The sequence below is a fragment of the Streptomyces liliiviolaceus genome, assembly GCF_018070025.1.
GTDB classification, from domain to species: domain Bacteria; phylum Actinomycetota; class Actinomycetes; order Streptomycetales; family Streptomycetaceae; genus Streptomyces; species Streptomyces liliiviolaceus.
This window is the reverse complement of the sequence record NZ_JAGPYQ010000001.1, coordinates 6,652,933-6,673,873: the sequence shown is the minus strand read 5'-3', so window position 1 is coordinate 6,673,873 and position 20,941 is coordinate 6,652,933. Positions and strand designations below refer to the sequence as shown.

The 20,941-nt window shown below is 72.5% G+C and carries 15 protein-coding genes; 10 read left to right on the top strand and 5 right to left on the bottom strand.

The genetic code is table 11. The features are described 5' to 3' along the window. Positions 1-10 precede the first annotated feature (10 nt). Positions 11-3,514 (top strand): hypothetical protein, encoded by a 3,504-nt coding sequence (locus J8N05_RS28665; protein WP_210887807.1) that lies wholly within the window; start codon positions 11-13, stop codon positions 3,512-3,514. Between the two features lie 92 nt (positions 3,515-3,606). On the opposite strand, the gene J8N05_RS28660 is transcribed toward J8N05_RS28665, so the two are convergent. The 3 genes from J8N05_RS28660 to J8N05_RS28650 all read right to left on the bottom strand — a co-directional run bounded on the left by J8N05_RS28660 (position 3,607) and on the right by J8N05_RS28650 (position 7,600). Then, complete coding sequence (locus J8N05_RS28660) at positions 3,607-4,587, bottom strand: acyl-ACP desaturase (RefSeq protein WP_210887804.1); 981 nt, start codon at positions 4,585-4,587, stop codon at positions 3,607-3,609. Between the two features lie 213 nt (positions 4,588-4,800). Next, on the bottom strand, positions 4,801-5,577 hold the full coding sequence (gene ddaH, locus J8N05_RS28655; protein WP_210887801.1) for a dimethylargininase: 777 nt from the start codon (positions 5,575-5,577) through the stop codon (positions 4,801-4,803). Positions 5,578-5,971: 394 nt separating this feature from the next. Then, entirely contained in the window at positions 5,972-7,600 is a 1,629-nt protein-coding gene (locus tag J8N05_RS28650; RefSeq protein WP_210887798.1) for an ABC-F family ATP-binding cassette domain-containing protein, read from the bottom strand. Between the two features lie 348 nt (positions 7,601-7,948). On the opposite strand from J8N05_RS28650, the gene J8N05_RS28645 reads away from it, so the two are divergent. Then, positions 7,949-8,617: a GOLPH3/VPS74 family protein gene (locus J8N05_RS28645; RefSeq protein ID WP_210887795.1), complete on the top strand. Its 669-nt coding sequence runs from the start codon at positions 7,949-7,951 to the stop codon at positions 8,615-8,617. 160 nt (positions 8,618-8,777) lie between these two features. Here J8N05_RS28645 and ssgD read toward each other — a convergent pair whose 3' ends face one another. Beyond that, positions 8,778-9,194 (bottom strand): spore wall synthesis regulator SsgD, encoded by a 417-nt coding sequence (gene ssgD / locus J8N05_RS28640; RefSeq protein ID WP_210887792.1) that lies wholly within the window; start codon positions 9,192-9,194, stop codon positions 8,778-8,780. Positions 9,195-9,416: 222 nt separating this feature from the next. On the opposite strand from ssgD, the gene J8N05_RS28635 reads away from it, so the two are divergent. The 3 genes from J8N05_RS28635 (at position 9,417) to mmpA (ending at position 11,519) form a co-directional block, all read left to right on the top strand. Next, on the top strand, positions 9,417-10,565 hold the full coding sequence (locus J8N05_RS28635) for a WD40/YVTN/BNR-like repeat-containing protein (protein ID WP_210887790.1): 1,149 nt from the start codon (positions 9,417-9,419) through the stop codon (positions 10,563-10,565). A 40-nt stretch (positions 10,566-10,605) separates the two neighbouring features. After that, on the top strand, positions 10,606-11,298 hold the full coding sequence (locus tag J8N05_RS28630) for an endonuclease V (protein WP_210887787.1): 693 nt from the start codon (positions 10,606-10,608) through the stop codon (positions 11,296-11,298). A 74-nt stretch (positions 11,299-11,372) separates the two neighbouring features. Beyond that, entirely contained in the window at positions 11,373-11,519 is a 147-nt protein-coding gene (gene mmpA, locus J8N05_RS28625) for a morphogenic membrane protein MmpA (RefSeq protein WP_210887784.1), read from the top strand. A gap of 157 nt (positions 11,520-11,676) precedes the next feature. On the opposite strand, the gene J8N05_RS28620 is transcribed toward mmpA, so the two are convergent. After that, positions 11,677-12,867: a saccharopine dehydrogenase family protein gene (locus J8N05_RS28620; RefSeq protein ID WP_210887781.1), complete on the bottom strand. Its 1,191-nt coding sequence runs from the start codon at positions 12,865-12,867 to the stop codon at positions 11,677-11,679. A 206-nt stretch (positions 12,868-13,073) separates the two neighbouring features. Here J8N05_RS28620 and J8N05_RS28615 point away from each other — a divergent pair, with 206 nt between their 5' ends. The 5 genes from J8N05_RS28615 (at position 13,074) to J8N05_RS28595 (ending at position 20,897) form a co-directional block, all read left to right on the top strand. After that, positions 13,074-14,333: a CaiB/BaiF CoA transferase family protein gene (locus J8N05_RS28615; protein ID WP_407699940.1), complete on the top strand. Its 1,260-nt coding sequence runs from the start codon at positions 13,074-13,076 to the stop codon at positions 14,331-14,333. Continuing rightward, on the top strand, positions 14,330-15,472 hold the full coding sequence (locus J8N05_RS28610; RefSeq protein ID WP_210887776.1) for an acyl-CoA dehydrogenase family protein: 1,143 nt from the start codon (positions 14,330-14,332) through the stop codon (positions 15,470-15,472). The genes J8N05_RS28615 and J8N05_RS28610 overlap by 4 nt, the downstream gene beginning before the upstream one ends. 40 nt (positions 15,473-15,512) lie before the next feature. Beyond that, a complete protein-coding gene (locus tag J8N05_RS28605; protein WP_210887773.1) occupies positions 15,513-16,727 on the top strand; it encodes an acetyl-CoA C-acetyltransferase in 1,215 nt (404 codons plus the stop codon). 75 nt (positions 16,728-16,802) lie between these two features. Further along, a complete protein-coding gene (locus tag J8N05_RS28600) occupies positions 16,803-19,010 on the top strand; it encodes a 3-hydroxyacyl-CoA dehydrogenase NAD-binding domain-containing protein (RefSeq protein ID WP_210887770.1) in 2,208 nt (735 codons plus the stop codon). Between the two features lie 261 nt (positions 19,011-19,271). Next, a complete protein-coding gene (locus J8N05_RS28595; protein WP_210887767.1) occupies positions 19,272-20,897 on the top strand; it encodes a thiamine pyrophosphate-binding protein in 1,626 nt (541 codons plus the stop codon). The last annotated feature ends 44 nt before the right edge of the window (positions 20,898-20,941 follow it).

Sequence of the window (20,941 nt, the reverse complement as noted above, 5' to 3'; positions counted from 1 at the left end):
AATCCACCGCATGGTCCACACCCCGCGGCAGCAGGCCGAGAGCCTGCTGAACGCCCTCGATCCGCTCCCGTACCCCCTGCGTATGCGTGAACTCGCCTCAAGGGTGCGGGAGGTGGGGGAGGCGCGTCCGCTGTTGGACGAGCTGGAGACTCGCGGGTCCTACGGGCGCGGGCTCGCCGTCGTCGCGGCGGCCGTCGGCCGGGACGCCGGGTGGGTCGGCGCGCGCCTCGCCGACCCGGACTCCTTCGTGCGCGGACACGCGCTGCGGGTGGCCGACAGCCTCCGGGTCCCCGACTCCGCCTACGAGTCGGCGCTGGCCGACGCGCCCGAGGCGATACGCCGGGACCTGCTGCGGGCCGTGGTCTCGGGCCGGCGCACCGCGCTGGCGGACCGGCTCGTCGACCCGCTGCGCGACGAATGGGGCGACGCGGAGGCGGCACGTCTGCTGCCCGGCTGCTCACCCGGCACGGTCGCCCGGCTCCTGCCCTCGCTCTTCCACGCCGTGCGGAGCTGGGCATCGCTCGGCAGACGGCATCCGGAGATCCTGCTGGACGCGGTGGAGGGCGAGCTGGCCGCACTGCCCGCGTCACTGCGTGACACCTGGTGGCGACGGTACGCGCGGGCCGTGACGGCCACCGTGCCCCTGCGGCCGCTGCGTGCGCTGGACCTGGTCGAGCGCTTCGCATCCACCGGGCTCCCGTATCAACTCCACGACCAGCTGGGCGCGTTCGCGGCCGTCGCTCCGGAACGGGTGCTCCGGCTGCTCCTCGTCGGCGACAACGCCTCGGCCGGTGCCGTGCGCAGTCGTCCGCTGCTGCGTGGACTGGCAAGGGCAGCGGGATCGCAGAGCGAGGAACTCGTCGCGCTGGGCTCGGTGTTGGCCGACCACGGCGACCTCGCCGTCCTGCTGGCGGCACTTCCACCAGCTCACCGGTACGCCTTCTACACCGATGTGATGGCCGACCGGGGCCCGGGAGGCAGGGGCGCCGTCGTCGACACCTTCATCCTCGATGCCCTGCCGCGCAGTTGTGTCGCGGAAGAGGCGCGCCGGACGGCCGCCGCAGCCCGCGAGAGCGGAGCGACCTGGCACACCGTCCTGCTCGCCGAGTCCTATCTGCCGGTCGCCCAGGTGCGCGAGCGGCTCGTCGAGGCGACCCGTCGGCCCGCCGCCGAAGACCGCGCAGTGGCCTGGCCGTTGCTCATCGACAACGCCGCCCGCTCCGCCGACCCCGCCGCCGTCCTCCACGTACTGGAGGAGTCCACCCGGCTCCGCAACGAGCAGGACCCGGTACGGCAGCCGGCCCTGTGGGCGCTGTCCCGTATCCCGCCCGCCCTGCTGACCGAGGAGGCCGGGCCGCACCTCGACAGGATCGTCGCCGACGCCGTCGACGCCCGGGACTCCTCGCCGGGGAGCCGGCGCAAGCTCAGCGGGCTCGCCGTCTCCGTGCTCCGCGAGCACGCGGCGGGCGGCTCAAGGGAGTTGGTCAACTGGGCCCTGCGCACCCTCGTACGGATCTCCGGCAACACCGGCGGCGCCGACCTCGGCCGGCTCGACGCGACGCTGCGCCGGGGGCAGGAGCACCAGGTGTACGAGGCGCTGCGGCCGTGGATCGAGGCCGGGGCGGAGAAGGCCGACTACGGCCTGGCCTTCGCGCTGGCCCGGGCCGTGGGGCGGCGCGCCGCCGGAATGACCGATCTGCAGGAACTCCTGTGGCAGGCCATCCGGTTCGGCAACGACACGACCGTCCGCTCCGCCGTCGCGCTGTGGTTGGAACCGCCCGCCACCCGGGACGAGAGAGCCGCGCGCGTCCTCGCCCTCGACCCCTCGACGGGGACGCTCCGGCCCGTCCTGGCCGTGCTCACCCGCCGCCGTACCGACCTCCTCGACGTACTCCTCGCGGACACCCCGCCGTACGGGCGCTTCCTCACCAGGGGCGCCGCGTGGACCGTATCCGTGGGACCTGACGTACGACGCTGGCTGCCGCGTCAACAGGACGCTTTGGTACGGAAGTTGGACGCGTCGGCTGCCGACGAGGCGCTCCCCGCGCATGCCAGGGCCGCCGCCGTCGAGCAGGCGGCGCGTGTACCGGGACAGGGCACCGAGGTCGCCCGCCGCTGGACCGGCTCGCGGAACACCGTGCTCGCGGAGGCCGCGCTCGGCGCGCTCGCCCACACCGACCGGCCCGGTGACACGCTCCCCGAACTGCTCGCGCACGTCGGCGACGACCGGGCCCGTGTCGCCGTGTACGCGGCCACCCGGGTGTCCCGGCACGTGGCGCCCTCCCTGCTCGTGGACCGGCTGCGGGACGTGCTGTCCGCACCGGACACCAAGGTGACCAGCCGCAAGGAGGCCGCCCGCCTCGCCGCGGCCCGGCTCCCGGCCCCGGTGGCCGCGCGCCTGCTCACCGAGGCGTACCGGCGGCCGGGCACCCACCTCGACGTCCGGGCCGCGTGTGTCGCCTTCGCGGGCTCGCTGCTCGCCCAGGAACCGGTGTGGACGCTGCTGCACGACGCCGCCGGAGCCGAACCCGTTCTCCGCGCCGCCGTGCTGCGCGTCGCACCCCTCGACCTGCCGGAACGGCACCGCGAGCGGTACGCCCGGCTCGTCCGCGACGTCTCCACGACCGACGACCCGCCGACCGCCGTCCTCGCCTACGGCGCCCTGGCCCGCTGGGCGCCCTGGTGCCCCGACGCACCCGCCGTCCTGGCCGCCGCCACGGCGGACCTGACGAACCGCACGAGCTGGCGGGCCGCCGCCCACGGTCTGGTGATCGCGGCGACCGGTTCGGACGGGGGAGCGAAGGGAGTACGGGATGCCCTGCGGGCGCTGGCGGAGGCGGAGGTGGAGGTGGAAGCGACAGGCGGGGCGAGGAACCCGGACCATGTACCGGACCATGTGTACGAGTCCGGCGGCGCCGGAGGTGAACCTCCCACCGATCCCGGCATGGATACGGATACCGGCATGGACACCGATACCGGCGCCGGCGCTGACGCCGAACCTCTAAGGGACCGGCCCGCCCGGCAGCGCGTCGACCATCTCGTCGTATGCCTGGCGCAGCAGGCCGGAGCCGACGCCGGGCCCGTCCGCGCGACAGCCCTCGGCGCCGCCGGACTGCTGGCCCGGTACGACGGATTCGTACCGCAGGCCGCCGCGATCACGGTGGCCCACCTCGACCTGGACGCGGCGGCGGAGCACGTGGACGCGGCCCTGTTCCGGCTGGCCGCGCTGACGGAAGGACGGCCGGCGCTCGCGGCAGCGACCGCCGCCGAACTCACCGAACGGCTGGAGCACGGTACGCACGAGGGCGACGCCGAGACCCTCCTCGGCACCGTCCGACGGCTCACCGCGCACGGCGGTCACGGCGAGGGACTGCTCGCCGCGGCGCTCACGGTCGCCCTCGGCACCCGCACGGACTGGCGGCAGCCGTGGCGGGACCGGCTCAGAGCACTGCGCCGCCACCCGGTGGCCGACGTCCGCGACGCGGCGCTGGCCCGGACGACGGCGTACGAGTGAGAGATGCCCCGGCCTCGGCACACGAGCCGGGACCGGGGCATCGGGTCATCCGCCGCGCGACGGATCACACGGCTGCACGGCTGCGGAGCGGATCACACCGCGGCGGCGCGGGCCGCCATACGGGCCTTGCGGGCCGCGAGCTTCTCGTCGAACTTGGCGGCCTCGGCGTCCAGGCCGCCCATGTACAGGCCGAGCTCCTCCTGCGCCTTGAGGCCCTCGGGGCCCAGGCCGTCGATCTGGAGGACCTTGAGGTGACGCAGAACCGGCATCAGGACGTCGTCGTGGTGGATCCGCATGTTGTAGACCTCGCCGATGGCCATCTGCGCGGCGGCGCGCTCGAAGCCGGGCATGCCGTGTCCGGGCATCCGGAACTGGACGATGACGTCCCGCACGGCCTGCATGGTGAGGTCGGGGGCCAGCTCGAACGCGGCCTTGAGGAGGTTGCGGTAGAAGACCATGTGGAGGTTCTCGTCGGTCGCGATGCGCGCCAGCATGCGGTCGCAGACGGGGTCGCCCGACTGGTGGCCGGTGTTGCGGTGCGAGACGCGGGTCGCGAGCTCCTGGAAGGCGACGTACGCGACGGAGTGCAGCATCGAGTGCCGGTTGTCCGACTCGAAGCCCTCGCTCATGTGCTGCATACGGAACGCTTCGAGCTTGTCGGGGTCCACGGCGCGCGACGCGAGCAGGTAGTCGCGCATCACGATGCCGTGGCGGCCCTCCTCGGCGGTCCAGCGGTGCACCCAGGTGCCCCAGGCGCCGTCGCGGCCGAAGAGGGAGGCGATCTCGTGGTGGTAGCTGGGCAGGTTGTCCTCGGTCAGGAGGTTCACGACGAGCGCGATACGGCCGAGCTCGGTGACCTTGGACTGCTCCTTGTCCCAGGCCTCGCCGTCCTCGAAGATGCCGGGGAAGTTGCGGGCGTCGGACCAGGGCACGTACTCGTGCGGCATCCAGTCCTTCGCGACCTTCAGATGCCGGTTGAGTTCGGTCTCCACCACTTCTTCCAGAGCGAACAGCAGCCGGGCGTCGGTCCAGTCGGAGGACGGGCTGCCGAGATGGGGAGAAGTGATCGTCACGGGGGCTCCAGGGGGACGTATGTGCTGAGCGGTGGTACAAACCTACGGCATCGTAGGCTACGTATCCGTAGGTTACGGTGCCGTAGGTTAAGCCCGCTGTAAAGAGCCCTGATCAGCGATGATCTCCGGGAAGATCGATTCGGCAGGCACACGGAGGCCACCCGTCCGGCGGATGCGCAGGTCCCGGGGCCGTATGTGCGGCCCTCCCGGGTCTCAGACGTACAGCTCCCGCAGCCGGACCGAGAGGCACGTCACACAGCCTTCGAGCTTCTCGAACTCGCTGATGTCGACGAGGACGGGTTCGAGACCGAGCCCGGCGAGCAGATCGGCGGTCTTCGGCGCGCTCGCCGCCATCAGCAGCTTTCCGCCGCCCAGCAGGACGACGTGCGAGCCGCCCTCCTCCGGCACCGCCAGGAAGCGCGGGAACAGAGACGGCGTGTCCACCAGCGGCTCGTACCCGATGATCGTGCCGTCCGGCAGCGCCGTGACGGCCGACTTCAGGTGCAGCACCTTGCTGACCGGCACGGCGACGACCCGGGCGCCGAGCGGCTCGAACGTGGCCCGCAGCTGCTGGATGCCGGCTCCGTTGGTACGCCCGCCCTGGCCCACGTAGATCGTGTCGCCGACCTTCAGGACGTCGCCACCGTCGAGCGTGCCCGGCTCCCACACCCAGTTCACCGAGCAGCCGAGCCGGGCCACGGCCTCCTCGACGCCGGCGGTCTCGCCGCGCCGGGACTCCGCGCCCGGGCGGCCGATCAGCGCCACGTTGCGGAAGACGACGACCGCGTCCTCCACGAACACCGAGTCCGGGCAGTCGTCGGCGGGTTCCGCCTCGACGGTCTCCCAGCCGTGCGTACGCAGTGCGCCCGCGTACGCCTCCCACTGGACGAGCGCCAGATCGAGGTCGACCGGCGTGCGCTCCAGGTGCGTGACGAGACCTTCGGCCAGGCGGGGGCTGGGACGGCGGATGAGAGCCTTCTGGCTGGGCACGTGCGGGTCTCCGTCTCGGCAGGGTGTTGTCCCGCACATCATGCAGCCCCGCCCTGCGCCACAACAGCCCCAGCCCCGTAAGGGGCGCGAGGAACGGCGCGGCCCACCCCCACGCACCCGCACTCGACGACGGCCCCGTAGGGGGCGCGGGGAACGGCGCGAGCAACCCCCGCACACCCGCACCCGACGACGGCCCCGTAAGGGGCGCGGGGAACTGCGCGGCCAGCCCCCACGCACCCGCACGCAACGAACCACGGGCGACGCCCCCCCGCCCCCGGGGAAAAAACCGGTCGTGAGTTCCGTGCGGCCCGGTGGGGGCGGGCCGCGCAGTTCCCCGCGCCCCTCAAAAGCGGGGCTGCGCCCCTGCTTTTGCCCTGAGCGCCCCCCGCGCCCTTCAGCTGGGCTGCGCCACCGCCTCGGGCGACGTCTCCGTCAGCGTGCCGTCCAGCAGCAACCACCGCGTGATCCCGATCGACTCCAGGAACGGCACATCGTGGCTGGCCACGATCAGCGCCCCCTCGTACGACTCCAGCGCGGTGGTGAGCTGCCGCACGCTCGCCATGTCGAGGTTGTTCGTCGGCTCGTCGAGCATCAGGAGCTGCGGCGCGGGCTCGGCGAGCATCAGCGCGGCCAGGGCCGCCCGGAACCGCTCGCCGCCGGAGAGCGTCGCCGCCCGCTGATCGGCCCGCCCGCCCCGGAACAGGAAGCGGGCCAGCCGCGCCCGTACCCGGTTGTTGGTGGCGCCCGGCGAGAACCGGGCCACGTTCTCGGCGACGGTCAGCTCGTCGTCGAGGACGTCGAGACGCTGTGGCAGGAACCGCAGCGGCACATGGGCCAGCGCCTCCCCGGAGACGGGCGCCAGCTCCCCGGCGATGGTCCGCAGCAGGGTCGTCTTGCCGGCCCCGTTGCGCCCGATCAGCGCGACCCGCTCGGGCCCGCGCAGATCGAAGGAGCCCGCACTCGCCCTGTACGCCAGCTCCAGATCCAGGAGCGTGAGGACGTTACGGCCCGGCGGCACGGCCGTGTACGGCAGGTCGACGCGGATCTCGTCGTCGTCCCGCACGGCCTCCACGGCGTCGTCGAGCCGTTCCTTCGCCTCGGCGAGCTTCTCCTCGTGCATGATGCGGTGCTTGCCCGCGGACTCCTGGGCCGCGCGCTTCCGTGCCCCCATCACGATCTTCGGCTCGCGCTTCTGCTCGAACATCTTCTGCCCGTACCGCTTGCGACGGGCCAACTTGACCTGCGCGTCCGCCAGTTCGCGCTTCTGCTTCTTCAGGTCGGACTCGGCGACGCGCACCATCCGTTCGGCGGCCTCCTGTTCGGTGGCGAGAGCCTCCTCGTACGCCGAGTAGTTGCCGCCGTACCAGGTGACCTCGCCGGAGCGCAGATCGGCGATCTGGTCGACCAGGTCGAGGAGTTCACGGTCGTGGCTGACCACGACCATGACCCCGGAGTAGCCCTCGACGGCCGCGTACAGCCGTCGGCGCGCGTACAGGTCGAGGTTGTTGGTGGGCTCGTCGAGGAGGAGCACGTCGGGCCGGCGCAGCAGCAGCGCGGCCAGGCGCAGCAGGACCGACTCGCCGCCCGAGACCTCGCCGATGGTGCGGTCGAGACCGATGTGGCCGAGGCCGAGTTCGCCGAGCGTCGCCACGGCGCGCTCCTCGACGTCCCAGTCGTCGCCCACGACCTCGAAGTGCTCCTCGGACACGTCCCCCGACTCGATGGCGTGCAGCGCGGCCCGTTTGGCCGCGATGTCCAGCACCTCGTCGACCCGCAGCCCGGTGTCGAGGGTGACGTTCTGGGGCAGGCGGCCGACCTCGCCGGCGACGCGGACGGTGCCCTCGGCGGGGACGATTTCTCCCGAGATCAGCTTCAGGAGCGTGGACTTCCCCGATCCGTTGACGCCGACGAGCCCGGTCCTGCCGGGTCCGAAGGCCACCTGGAGGTCCTCGAAGACGGGTGTGCCGTCGGGCCAGGCGAAGGAGAGGGAGGTGCAGGTGATGGAAGTGGGGGTACTGGACATACAGGCCTCGCAGTGCTGGATGCGGTCAGGGCGACACGTATCGAGACACCGGGAGGCGGCGACGACGGCCGGAAGGACACAATCCTTCGGGGAATCGCGGAGCACGGGAAAAGCCCTGTTCCGCGGGACGGCTCTGAGCCGAGGTCGCACGCTGCGCACACACGGACAGGTGTGTGACGCGGTGTCTCAAGACCTCAGACGAGCAACGTCCTTCTCCATTCGGCGACAACAGGACCGCTTTACACCGTAGGAGGCGCCCCAGCGGCTGTCAACGAATTAAAACGCTCCCGACCTCACCCTCGCCCCCGACCCCGATCCCTCCGCCCCCGACCGCCCGAAGGAGACCCCGTGCCCATCGGCCCGCTCTCGCTGCCAGCCCGTCTCTGTCTGCTCGCCTGGGACACCTCGAAGCTCAAGGTCACCAGCTCCTCCCAGCTCCCGCACCTGGTCCGGGCCGGCGCCCTCACCGAGCTGGCACAGCGCGGACTGCTGGCCGACGCTGACGGTGTCGCCACGCCCACCGACCCGGACGGCAGGACGGGGGACCCGGTTCTCGACGGGCTTCTGGAACTCATCGAGGAGTCCCGGCCGCACAAGTGGAAGACCTGGATCGGCCTGCGGGCCCGCATCACGCTGGACGCCGTACAGGCGCAGCTCGCGGCGGACGGATATCTGCGTGCCGAGAAGACCCGGGTGCTCGGCGTCTTCCCGTCCGTGGAGTACGAGATCGCCCGTGTCGCCGTCGCGGAGGGGCTGCGCGCGGAGGCCCGGCAGGTGCTGGAGGGTCCGCTGCCCGTGCACGAGGTGTCCGAGCGGGACGCGGCGCTCGTCGCCCTCGCCGCCGCGGCCGAACTGCGCACGCTGGTGTCGGGCAGGGAACGGCGGAAGTACGAGGAGCGGATCGCGGCGCTGACCGAGCGCAGCGGGACGGCGACTCCGGTGCTGCGGCAGGCGGTCCAGGAGGTGCGGTCGGCGGTGTCCGTGACGATGGCGGCACCCGGGGTGCCGGGGGACTGAGGGCGTCGGGCCCGGAGCGGGCAGCGGTCAGCGTCGTCCGCCGTGCCGCGCGGGAGCTGCGGAACACGGGAACGTACGACCGGTTCAGCGGACGCGCCGCCGACCCGGTAAGAGTTGCTCGGCAGGAGTTGCCCAGGAGGCGTCGCTCACCGGGGCTCGCTCAGAAGGAGTCGCGCAGCAGTTCGGCGAGGTCGTGGTCCAGGTTCTGGTGCAGGTGTTCAAGACCGACGGGCACCAGCGCCGTCGAACTCGCCAGGAAGTGCCGCAGCTCGCCGGCGCGCACGTGGATCACGGCGGTGCCCTCCGGAGCGTGGAACTCCAGGACGATGCGGTCGTACCCGTACGGCCGCACGCGCACGTCGCCGTGGCCGACCTCCTCCTCCAGGCCCGAGGCGAGCAGCTCGCGGGCGAAGGTCCAGCACACCTCCACCCCTTCGAGCGTGGACGGGGCCGGGAAGGACATGCGGACCGCGAAGGGATCGTGGGGGTCGTAGCTGAGCGTCGCGGGAATGCTCGGCATCCGCGGCGCGGCGGCGACGAGGCGGGCCTCTACGGGCTGCTCGATAACGGTGGACAACGCCTTGCTCCCTTGTGACGTGCGGACGAACTGCGGACGGATGAGCCGGGCACTTGTAAGGACGTCGGAACCGGCCAATCCGTGCCTGCGAAAACGCATGAAGTCCTAGTGACCTCCGTCACCGCCTTCAATCACGGGAGTGATCGTTGATTTCCTGAGTGACCGCTGATGCCTCCCGGGGCATCTGGACGTGATCGGGGGAGTGGGCTAGCTTCGCCCGCCATGAGGGGCTTGGGCAAGACGCGACGCACGAGTAACAAGGGATTCACAAGGCGCCTGTTGGCCGTGGGGGTGTGCGGAGCGGCGTTCGCGGCCGCGCTCACGGGGTCGGCGCAGGCGGACGGAACCGCCGATCAGGGGCCGAGTGGCGCAAAACCGACGCACGGGGAGCCGCACCGGAAGCCGCACTGGGAGCTGAAGGACAGCGGCACGGACGCGCGGTTCCGCGGCCTGGCCGCCGTCAGCCGGAACACGGCCTGGCTCGCGGGTTCCAAGGGCACCGTGCTGCGCACCACGGACGGCGGCGCGAACTGGCGGAACGTCTCGCCGCCCGGAGCCGCCGAGTTGGAGTTCCGCGACGTCGAGGCCTTCGACGGCAGGCGTGCCGTGGTGCTGGCCATCGGCGAGGGCGAGGCGTCCAGGATCCTGCGCACCGAGGACGGCGGCGCGAACTGGACCGAGTCCTTCCGCAACACCGACGCCAAGGCCTTCTACGACTGCGTGACCTTCTTCGACGCGCGCCACGGCCTGGCGATGAGCGACCCCGTGGACGGGAAGTTCCGCATCCTGTCGACCGGTGACGGCGGCCGCTCCTGGAAGGTGCTGCCCGCCGACGGCATGCCGGCCGCACAGGAGGGCGAGGCGGGCTTCGCCGCCAGTGGGCAGTGCCTGGTCGGTTCGGGCCCGCGGGACGTCTGGCTCGCCACGGGCGGGGCGGAACGCGCGCGTGTGCTGCACTCCGCCGACCGCGGCCGCACCTGGACCGCCACCGACACCCCGATCCCGGCGGGCGACCCGGCCCGCGGAGTCTTCGCCCTCGCCTTCCGCGACCGGACGCACGGCATCGCGGTCGGCGGCGACTACCGCGCCGACCAGGCCTCACCGAAGGCGGCGGCCGTCAGCGGGAACGGGGGCCGCACCTGGACGACGGCCGCCGCACCGCCGCCGGCCTACCGCTCGGGCGTCACCTGGCTCCCGCACAGCCCCACCTCCGCCCTCGCGGTCGGCCCCACGGGCACCGACCTCACGACGGACGGCGGGCGCACCTGGCGCACGCTGGACACCGGCTCGTACGACACCGTGGACTGCACCCCGGACCGGTCCTGCTGGGCCTCCGGAGGGAAGGGCCGGGTGGCCCGCCTGGAACGCTGACGCTCCGGCGCTCCAGGCGTTGCCCTAGGCTCTCGGCACCATGACGACGACCGTACGCATCCCCGCGGGCTGGCCCGCCACCGAAGAGCGGGCCCGGGCCGCGCAGGACGAGTTGCGGGGGCGGGTGGTCCTCGACGAACCCGGCCCGCCGCCGGGCACCGGCCGGGTGACCGGCGTCGACGTGGCCTACGACGACGAGCGCGATGTCGTCGTGGCCGCGGCCGTCGTGCTCGACGCGGCGACCCTGGACGTTGTCGCGGAGTCCACGGCCGTCGGCCAGGTGTCCTTCCCGTACGTCCCCGGGCTGCTCGCCTTCCGTGAGCTCCCCGCGGTCATGGCGGCCCTCGAAGCGCTGCCGTGCGCGCCGGGTCTGGTGGTCTGCGACGGCTACGGGCTCGCGCATCCCCGCCGTTTCGGCCTGGCGAGCCACCTCGGCGTCCTCACCGGCTTCCCGACGATCGGCGTCGCCAAGAACCCGTTCACGTTCGCCCACGAGGAGCCGGGCGCCCCGCGCGGTTCGTCCTCCCCGCTGCTCGCGGGCGAGGAGGAGGTCGGCCGGGCGCTGCGCACCCAGGCGGGGATCAAGCCGGTGTTCGTCTCGGTCGGCCACCGGGTGACGCTGGAGAACGCCTGCGCCCACACCCTCCACCTCGCACCGCGCTTCCGCCTCCCGGAGACGACCCGCCACGCGGACGCGCTGTGCCGCCGGGCCCTGAAGACGACGACGGCCTGAGCGCGACGGCCTGAGTACGTGTTCTGAGTACGTGTACGGATGTCGCGGCCCGCCATGATCGACAAGCTTGGCCCATGACGACACACCGTGCCCCCGAGCCCGCCGCAGGCCCCACCCAGCCCGTCGAGCGGGCCGTGATGGCCGGCCTGGCCCTCGCGGTACTGGCAGGCGTGGCCTGGACAGCCGGAATGATCTACACGCTCGTGGAATGGCCCTTCTGACCACTCCGCGCACTCCTGTGGCAGCAAGGGCCCAGTGCCTTTAGGGGCGCGGGGAACTGCGCCCCCAGCCACACTCAACCCGCACCAGCCCTCCGGGCATCACCCCTCCGAGCAACAGCAACACCCCCACGGCCCTAGCCAGCGCAGCGTCACCGCGTCACCGAACGGCCGCAACCCGAAAAGTGATCCCCGCCCCCCGCAACCGCTCGATCAGCGAATCCCCCATGGCGACGGCGGTCGTCACCTGCCCCGACGTGTGGGGCAGCTCGTCGAACGCGAGACACAACGCGGACTCGCCCAGCATCTTCACAGTGTCCCCGTAGCCGGGATCCCCGCCGGCCACCTCGGTGAAGACCCGCTTCCCACCGCCCTCGCCGACGAACCGCACCGAGAACCAGCTGGCGGCCCGCTTCTCCTCGCTCGGCCCCTCGCCCGGCTTGAACCGGCCCGACAGCCAGCGCCGCACAGGCGGCACCTGCGCCGCCGCGAAGACGGCCCCGGCTCCGGCCACCCCGCCCACGGCCGACGGCAGCGTCTCGACTGCGGCGTAGTGGCGGTAGCGGAAGTCGGGCCCGTACCGTTCCAGCGCCCGCGCGGACCGCTGCACGATCTGCGCGTCGATGGTGGGCAGCGGCAGTGCCCACGCGCCGAGTTCCTTCGCGTAGCGCGGGGCGCTCGCGGGAACGTACGCCCGGCGTCCGACCAGGCGCGGCTCGTGCCGCTTGCGGTCGCGCGCGGCGGCGAGGATGTGCCGCCCGCGGGAGAACTGGTTGAGGGCCGACGCGAAGGTGCCGCCCGAGAACATCGCCTCGACGCGCACGAAGCCGTCCACGGTCAGCGGTACCCCTTCGGGGAGCTGTCGCACGGTGAACCAGGCGCCCAGGTCGTGGGGGATCGAGTCGAATCCGGCGGCGTGCACCAGCCGGGCGCCGGTCTCCCGCGCGCGTGCGTCGTGCCGCACGTACATGAGGTCGACGAACTCGGGCTCTCCGCACAGGTCCAGATAGTCGGTGCCGGCGTCCGCGCAGGCGGCGACCAGGCCCTCGCCGTACTCCACGTAGGGGCCGACGGTCGTGGCCACCACGCGCGCGTGCTCCGCGAGTTCCCGCAGGGAGACCGGATCGGTGACGTCGGCCCGTAGCACGGGCAGCTCCGCGCACGCCGGGTCGATTTCCGTGAGGCGGTCCCGCAGCCGTTCCAGTTTCGCGGTGTCGCGGGCCGCGATCGCCCAGCGCAGCCCTTCGGGGGCATGCGCGGCGAGGTACTCCGCGGTGAGCCCTCCGACGAATCCCGTGGCTCCGAAGAGCACGATGTCGTACGCGCGCCCGGTCCTGTCCTGCCTGCTCATGGCACCTCTCAGCCGTTCAGCCCGCGCCGATGTCGGGGGCCGAGGCTAGCGTGCGACGGGAGCGGACGGATCAGGGCCCCGTCGCGGGAACCGGCCAGGGCTTCCAGAATTGACTGAGCGCTTGCTCGCCGGGGGCTTGTGCGAAGTGGAACGCGTTCTTAACATCACTGATGTTACATCAGTTGTGTCACAGTGCTGGGGGCTTGATGACGGCGGCGGCAGGGGCGGAATCGGCGGACACCACGGGAGCGGAATCGGGTACGGAAACGGGAGCGGGAGCGGCGGGGCACGGTCCGCTGTCCGGGGTGCGCGTGGTCGAGTTGGCGGGCATCGGGCCCGGCCCGTTTGCCGCCATGCTCCTGGCCGACCTGGGCGCGGACGTCGTCCGCGTGGACCGGCCGGGCGGCGGGTCCCTCGCGATCGACCCCGCCCACGACGTCACCAACCGCAACAAGCGCTCGGTGATCGTCGACCTGAAGGCGGCCGACGGCGCCGAGCGGGTCCTCGCCCTCGTCGAGCGCGCCGACATCCTCGTCGAGGGCTTCCGGCCGGGGGTCGCCGAGCGCCTCGGCATCGGCCCCGAGGCCTGCCACGCCCGCAATCCGGGCCTCGTCTACGGACGGATGACCGGCTGGGGCCAGGACGGACCGCTCGCCCCGCGCGCCGGGCACGACATCGCGTACATCGCGCTGACCGGCACCCTCGGCATGATCGGCGCCCCCGACGAGCCGCCGGCCGTCCCCGCGAACCTCCTCGGGGACTACGCGGGCGGCTCCCTGTACCTCGTCGTGGGCGTCCTGGCCGCGCTCCACCACGCGCGCGCGACCGGCTCGGGCCAGGTCGTGGACGCGGCGATCGTGGACGGCACGGCCCACCTCTCCTCGATGATCCACGGCATGCTGGCCGCGGGCGGCTGGCAGGACCGGCGCGGCGCGAACCTCCTCGACGGCGGCTGCCCGTACTACGGCACGTACGAGACGGCCGACGGGCGGTACATGGCGGTCGGCGCGCTGGAGAGGCAGTTCTACGAGGAGTTCACCGACCTGCTCGGCCTCGGGGACCACGCCTCCGCGCGCAAGGACCTGGCCCGCTGGGGCGAGCTGCGCGAGGCGGTCGCGGCCCGCTTCAGGACCCGTACGCGCGACGAGTGGGCGGCGGTCTTCGAGGGCTCCGACGCGTGCGTGGCGCCCGTGCTGTCGCTGCGCGAGGCGCCGCACCATCCGCATCTCGCGGCCCGTGGCACCTTCACCGACCACGGCGGCATCACCCAGCCCGCCCCCGCACCCCGCTTCTCCGCCACCCCCACCGCCGTCCGCGGCGAGCCCGCCCTGCCGGGCACCGGCACCGCCGAGGTGGCCCGCGACTGGGACGTACCGGGCCTCCTGGAAGGCATTCCCGAACCGACCGCACCGAAGGGCACCCCGCAGCCGACGGGCGCTCCCGAACCGAAGGGCACCCCCGAATGAAGCGGCAGATCTTCACGCCCGAGCACGAGGCGTTCCGCGAGACCGTCCGCACCTTCCTCGCGAAGGAGGTGCTGCCGCACTACGAGCAGTGGGAGAAGGACGGCATCGTCTCGCGCGAGGCCTGGCTCGCGGCCGGCCGGCAGGGACTGCTGGGTCTCGCCGTCCCCGAGGAGTACGGGGGCGGCGGCGACGCCGACTTCCGCTACAGCGCGGCGCTCGCCGAGGAGTTCACCCGCGCGGGAGCCGCCGGGCTCGCCCTCGGGCTGCACAACGACATCATCGGGCCCTATCTGACGGGGCTCGGCACCGAGGAGCAGAAGCGGCGCTGGCTGCCCGGGTTCTGCGACGGCTCGCTGATCACCGCCATCGCCATGACCGAGCCCGGCGCCGGTTCCGACCTCCAGGGCATCAGGACGCACGCCGAGGACCGGGGCGACCACTGGCTGCTCAACGGCTCCAAGACGTTCATCTCGAACGGCATCCTGGCCGACCTCGTGATCGTCGTCGCCAAGACGACCCCCGAGGGAGGCGCCAAGGGCCTCTCCCTGCTCGTCGTCGAGCGCGGCACCGAGGGCTTCGAGCGGGGCCGCAACCTCGACAAGATCGGCCAGAAGGCCCAGGACACCGCGGAGCTGTTCTTCAACGACGTACGCGTCCCGAAGGAGAACCTGCTCGGCGAGCTGAACGGCGCCTTCGTGCACCTGATGACGAACCTCGCGCAGGAGCGCATGGGGATCGCCGTCGCCGGGATCGCCGCCGCCGAACACCTGCTGGAGATCACCACCGAGTACGTCAAGGAGCGCGAGGCCTTCGGACGGCCCCTGGCGAGGCTCCAGCACATCCGCTTCGAGATAGCGGAGATGGCCACCGAGTGCGCCGTCACCCGCACCTTCATCGACCGCTGCGTCGTCGACCACACGGCCGGCGAACTCGACGCCGTGCACGCCTCGATGGCCAAGTGGTGGGCCACCGAACTGCAGAAACGCGTCGCGGACCGCTGCCTGCAACTGCACGGCGGCTACGGCTACATGACGGAGTACCGCGTAGCGAAGGCCTTCACCGACGGCCGCATCCAGACCATCTACGGCGGGACGACCGAGATCATGAAGGAGATCATCGGCCGTTCCCTGCTCGGCTGACCCGCCCGGTGCCCCCGGGCTCCTCCTGAAAGGCTCACGAGTGACCACCGAAGCGTACGTGTACGACGCGATCCGCACCCCGCGCGGACGCGGCAAGGCGAACGGTGCCCTGCACGGCACCAAGCCCGTCGACCTGGTCGTCGGACTCATCCACGAGATCCGGGCCCGCTTCCCCGGACTCGACCCGGCTGCCATCGACGACATCGTGCTCGGTGTCGTCGGGCCGGTCGGCGACCAGGGCTCCGACATCGCCCGGATCTCGGCCATCGCCGCCGGACTGCCCGACACCGTGGCCGGCGTCCAGGAGAACCGCTTCTGCGCGTCGGGCCTGGAGGCCGTCAACCTGGCGGCGATGAAGGTCCGTTCGGGCTGGGAGGACCTCGTCCTCGCGGGCGGCGTCGAGTCGATGTCCCGGGTGCCGATGGCTTCCGACGGCGGCGCCTGGTTCGCCGACCCGATGACCAACATCGCCACCGACTTCGTACCCCAGGGCATCGGCGCCGACCTCATCGCCACCATCGAGGGATTCTCCCGGCGCGATGTCGACGAGTACGCGGCGCTGTCCCAGGAGCGCGCCGCCGAGGCCGCGAAGGACGGCCGCTTCGGCAGGTCCGTCGTACCCGTGAAGGACCGCAACGGACTCGTCGTCCTCGACCACGACGAGCACCCGCGCCCCGGCACCACCGCCGACTCGCTGGGCAGGCTGAAGCCGTCGTTCGCGGACATCGGCGACCTCGGCGGCTTCGACGCCGTGGCGCTGCAGAAGTACCACTGGGTGGAGAAGATCGACCACGTCCACCACGCCGGCAACTCCTCCGGGATCGTGGACGGCGCCTCGCTCGTCGCCGTCGGCTCCAAGGAGGTCGGCGAGCGGTACGGGATCACCCCGCGCGCGCGGATCGTCTCCGCGGCCGTCTCCGGCTCCGAGCCGACCATCATGCTCACCGGGCCCGCGCCCGCCACCCGCAAGGCACTCGCCAAGGCCGGGCTGACCATCGACGACATCGACCTCGTCGAGATCAACGAGGCCTTCGCGGCGGTCGTCCTGCGGTTCGCCCGGGACATGGGCCTGTCCCTGGACAAGGTCAACGTCAACGGCGGTGCGATCGCGCTGGGCCACCCGCTCGGCGCGACCGGGGCGATGATCCTCGGCACGCTCGTCGACGAACTGGAGCGCCAGGACAAGCGGTTCGGCCTCGCCACGCTCTGCGTGGGCGGCGGCATGGGCATCGCGACGATCGTCGAGCGCCTGTAACTCCCCAGCGGCACCCGGGACGTCAGCGGCCCCCGGGACTTCAGTGGCCCCCGGACTTCAACGGAGAAAACCCTCATGACCGAGAGCACCACCATCCGCTGGGAACAGGACGACACCGGTGTCGTCACCCTGGTCCTCGACGATCCCAGCCAGTCCGCGAACACCATGAACCAGGCGTTCCGCGCGTCCCTCACCGCGATCGCCGACCGCCTGGAGGCCGAGGTCCAGGCCGACCCCGCGGCCATCCGCGGCATCGTCTTCACCTCCGCCAAGAAGACCTTCTTCGCGGGCGGCGACCTGCGCGACCTCATCCGGGTCACCCCAGAGACCGCCCAGCAGCTCCTCGACGGCGGCCTCGCCATCAAGCGCGACCTGCGCCGCATCGAGACTCTCGGCAAGCCCGTCGTCGCCGCCATGAACGGTGCGGCCCTGGGCGGCGGCTTCGAGATCGCCCTGGCCTGCCACCACCGCGTCGCCCTCGACGCGCCCGGCTCCAAGATCGGCTGCCCCGAGGTGACGCTCGGCCTGCTGCCCGGAGGCGGCGGCGTCGTCAGGACCGTACGCCTCCTCGGTATCGCCGACGCCCTCCTCAAGGTGCTCCTCCAGGGCACCCAGTACAGCCCGCGGCGCGCCCTGGAGAACGGCCTCGTCCACGAAGTGGCGGACACCCAGGAGGACATGCTGGCCAGGGCCCGCTCCTTCATCGACGCCAACCCCGAGTCGAGCCAGCCCTGGGACAAGCCCGGCTACCGCATCCCGGGCGGCACCCCCTCCAACCCGAAGTTCGCCGCGAACCTGCCCGCCTTCCCGGCCAACCTGCGCAAGCAGACGGGCGGCGCGCCCTACCCGGCGCCGCGCAACATCCTCGCGGCGGCCGTCGAGGGCTCCCAGGTCGACTTCGAGACCGCGCAGGTCATCGAGGCGCGCTACTTCGTGGAACTGGCCGCGGGCCAGACCTCCAAGAACATGATCCAGGCCTTCTTCTTCGACCTCCAGGCCGTCAACTCCGGCGCCAACCGCCCCCAGGGCGTCGAACCCCGCCAGGTCCGCAGGGTCGCCGTCCTCGGCGCCGGGATGATGGGCGCCGGCATCGCCTACTCGTGCGCCCGCGCCGGTATCGACGTCGTCCTCAAGGACGTCTCCGCCGAGGCCGCCGCCAAGGGCAAGGCCTACTCCGAGAAGCTCTGCGCCAAGGCCGTCTCCCGCGGCCGTACGAGCCAGGAGAAGGCCGACGCGCTGCTCGCCCGCATCACGCCCACCGCGGACCCGCAGGACGTGGCGGGCTGCGACGCCGTCATCGAGGCCGTCTTCGAGGACCCGGCGCTCAAGCACAAGGTGTTCCAGGAGATCCAGCACCTCGTCGAACCGGACGCGCTGCTCTGCTCCAACACCTCGACCCTGCCGATCACCGCGCTCGCCGAGGGCGTCGAGCGGCAGACCGACTTCGTGGGACTGCACTTCTTCTCGCCCGTCGACAAGATGCCCCTCGTCGAGATCATCAAGGGCGAGCGCACCGGTGACGAGGCCCTGGCACGCGCCTTCGACCTCGTACGGCAGATCAGGAAGACCCCGATCGTCGTCAACGACTCACGCGGCTTCTTCACCTCCCGCGTCATCGGGCACTTCATCAACGAGGGCGTGGCGATGGTCGGCGAGGGCATCGAGCCCGCCTCCGTCGAACAGGCCGCCGCCCAGGCCGGCTACCCGGCCAAGGTCCTCTCCCTGATGGACGAGCTGACGCTCACCCTGCCCCGCAAGATCCGCGCCGAGTCGAAGCGGGCCGTCGAGGAGGCGGGCGGCACGTGGACGGCGCACCCCTCCGACGTCGTCGTCGACCGCATGGTCGACGAGTTCGGCCGCACCGGGCGCAGCGGCGGCGCGGGCTTCTACGAGTACGGGGCGGACGGCAAGCGGGCGGCGCTGTGGCCCGGACTGCGGGAGCACTTCACCCGCCCGGGCGCGGAGATCCCCTTCCGGGACATGCAGGAGCGCATGCTCTTCTCCGAGGCGCTGGACACCGTCCGCCTCCTGGAGGAGGGAGTCCTGACCTCGGTCGCCGACGCCAACATCGGTTCCATCTTCGGCATCGGCTTCCCCGGCTGGACGGGTGGCGTCCTGCAGTACATCAACGGTTACGAGGGTGTCGGCGGGGCGGCTGCTCCGGGGCTGCCCGCGTTCGTGGCCCGCGCGCGGGAGCTGGCCGAGCGGTACGGGGAGCGGTTCGCGCCGCCCGCGCTGCTGGTGGAGAAGGCGGCGAAGGGGGAGCGGTTCAGCGACCGCTGACGGGGCCTTTTTCTGGGGTGCGTCGTCGTCCGCGGGCCGGTGGGGGCCGGTCGCGCAGTTCCCCGCGCCCTCAAGGGCGGAAAAACAGGGGCGCAGCCCCGTTTTTAGGGGCGCGGGGAACTGCGCGACCAGCCACGACGGCGCCGCAGACGACAACGCCGGACCACCCGGTACCGCTGAGTGGTACGTCCCCCTTGCCCCGGTGGGGCGGAGCACCGACGCTGACGGGCGACCGGTCCCCGTCCCCACGAGGAGCCAACGATGGGTCGCCGCCCCGCCCCCGCCCTGCTCGACATCCTGCGCGGCGAGGGCGTGGACCGCGTCTTCGGCAACCCCGGCACCACCGAACTGCCGTTCCTGGCAGCCCTCGCGGACGCCGAGCAGGCACCCGAGTACGTCCTCGGTGTCCACGAGGGCGCGGTCGTCTCCATGGCCGACGGCTACGCCCGCGCCACCGGCAGGACCGCCTTCGTCAGCCTGCACATCGCGGCCGGCCTCGCCAACGGACTGATCGGCCTGCTCAACGCCCGCCGCTCACGCACCCCGCTCGTGGTGATGGCCGGCCAGCAGGACCGCCGCCACCTCCAGCAGGACCCCATGCTCAGCGCCGACCTCGTCGCGCTCTCCGCACCGGCCGTGAAAGCCGCGTACGACATCCAGCACGCCCGCGACCTGCCGCTCGCGCTGCGCCGCGCCTTCGCGCTCGCCGCCAGGCCGCCCGCCGGGCCCGTTCTCGTGTCCGTACCCATGGACCTGCTCGCGGAGGACACCGAGGTCGACGTCCCCGCTCGTACGCCGGCCCCCAGACCCGCGCCGGCCGGTGGACTCGACCGGGCCGCCGTCCTGCTCGGCGGCGCAGCGCGGCCCGTGATCGTCGCGGGGGACGGCGTGGGCCGCGAGGACGCCATGGCCGCGCTCGTGCGCACCGCCGAGGCCTGCGGGGCACCCGTGCACCACCAGCCGATGGCGGACTTCCTGAACTTCCCGACCACCCACCCCCTGTACGCGGGGATGCTGCCGCCGCGCCACGACGCGATCCGGGCGGCGCTGGACCCGTACGACACCCTCTTCCTCGTGGGAGCGCACGCCTTCACTCCGCATCACTACACCCCGGGTCCCGCGCTGCCGCCCGGGATCACCGTCGTCCAGCTCGACTCGGACCCGGACGAGATCGGCCGCAACTTCCCCGCCGACCACGGCCTCGTGGGCGCACTCGGGCCGTCCCTGGACCGGCTCGTCGAACTGCTGCCCGAACGTATTCCCGCGCACACCGCGAAGGGCAGAGTGCTGCGCGTCGGCGACCGCCACACGGCCGAACGCGGCCGTACGGAGGCCGCCGCGCGCGCCGCGTACTCCCCGGCACCCCTGGCGCCCTGGGCCGCCGCCCACGCCGTGGCGCGCGGACTGCCGCCCGGCACGGCCGTCGTCGAAGAGGCCATCACGGTGGGCCTGCTGCTCCGCAGACTCGTCCACCTCGACCGGCCCGGCAGCTATACGCACACCGTCGGCGGCGGTCTCGGCTGGGGGATCGGCGCGGCGGTCGGGCGGGCCCTGGCCGAACCGGGCCGGCCCGTTGTCGCCGTCCTCGGCGACGGCTGCACCCTCTTCGGCCTCCAGGGACTGTGGAGCGCGGCACGGTACGCGGCTCCCGTGCTGTTCGTGGTGATGGGCAACGGCGCCTACCGCACCCTCCAGGACACCTATGAGGCCAGAGGCGGCACCGGGACCTGCCCCGGCACCGAGCTGGGGCGGCTCGACTTCACCCAGGCGGCCCGGTTCTTCGGAGTCGACGCCGTACGGGCGGGCAGCGCGGACCAGCTCCGCGAACTCGTCGCGGGGGCGGCTGAGTTGACGCGACCGATGCTCGTCGACGTGCCTCTGCGCTAGCGGGAGCGGGCGCGTCGCCGACGACTCGGGGCGACTCACAGGGA

Bases quoted from the DNA above. Each gene is read 5' to 3' on its own strand.
- J8N05_RS28595 (WP_210887767.1), top strand. From the start codon at position 19,272: ATGGGTCGCCGCCCCGCCCCCGCCCTGCTCGACATCCTGCGCGGCGAG.
- J8N05_RS28610 (WP_210887776.1), top strand. From the start codon at position 14,330: ATGAAGCGGCAGATCTTCACGCCCGAGCACGAGGCGTTCCGCGAGACC.
- J8N05_RS28620 (WP_210887781.1), bottom strand. From the start codon at position 12,867: ATGAGCAGGCAGGACAGGACCGGGCGCGCGTACGACATCGTGCTCTTC.
- J8N05_RS28635 (WP_210887790.1), top strand. From the start codon at position 9,417: ATGAGGGGCTTGGGCAAGACGCGACGCACGAGTAACAAGGGATTCACA.
- J8N05_RS28600 (WP_210887770.1), top strand. From the start codon at position 16,803: ATGACCGAGAGCACCACCATCCGCTGGGAACAGGACGACACCGGTGTC.
- J8N05_RS28650 (WP_210887798.1), bottom strand. From the start codon at position 7,600: ATGTCCAGTACCCCCACTTCCATCACCTGCACCTCCCTCTCCTTCGCC.
- J8N05_RS28630 (WP_210887787.1), top strand. From the start codon at position 10,606: ATGACGACGACCGTACGCATCCCCGCGGGCTGGCCCGCCACCGAAGAG.
- J8N05_RS28615 (WP_407699940.1), top strand. From the start codon at position 13,074: ATGACGGCGGCGGCAGGGGCGGAATCGGCGGACACCACGGGAGCGGAA.
- mmpA (WP_210887784.1), top strand. From the start codon at position 11,373: ATGACGACACACCGTGCCCCCGAGCCCGCCGCAGGCCCCACCCAGCCC.
- J8N05_RS28665 (WP_210887807.1), top strand. From the start codon at position 11: ATGGTCCACACCCCGCGGCAGCAGGCCGAGAGCCTGCTGAACGCCCTC.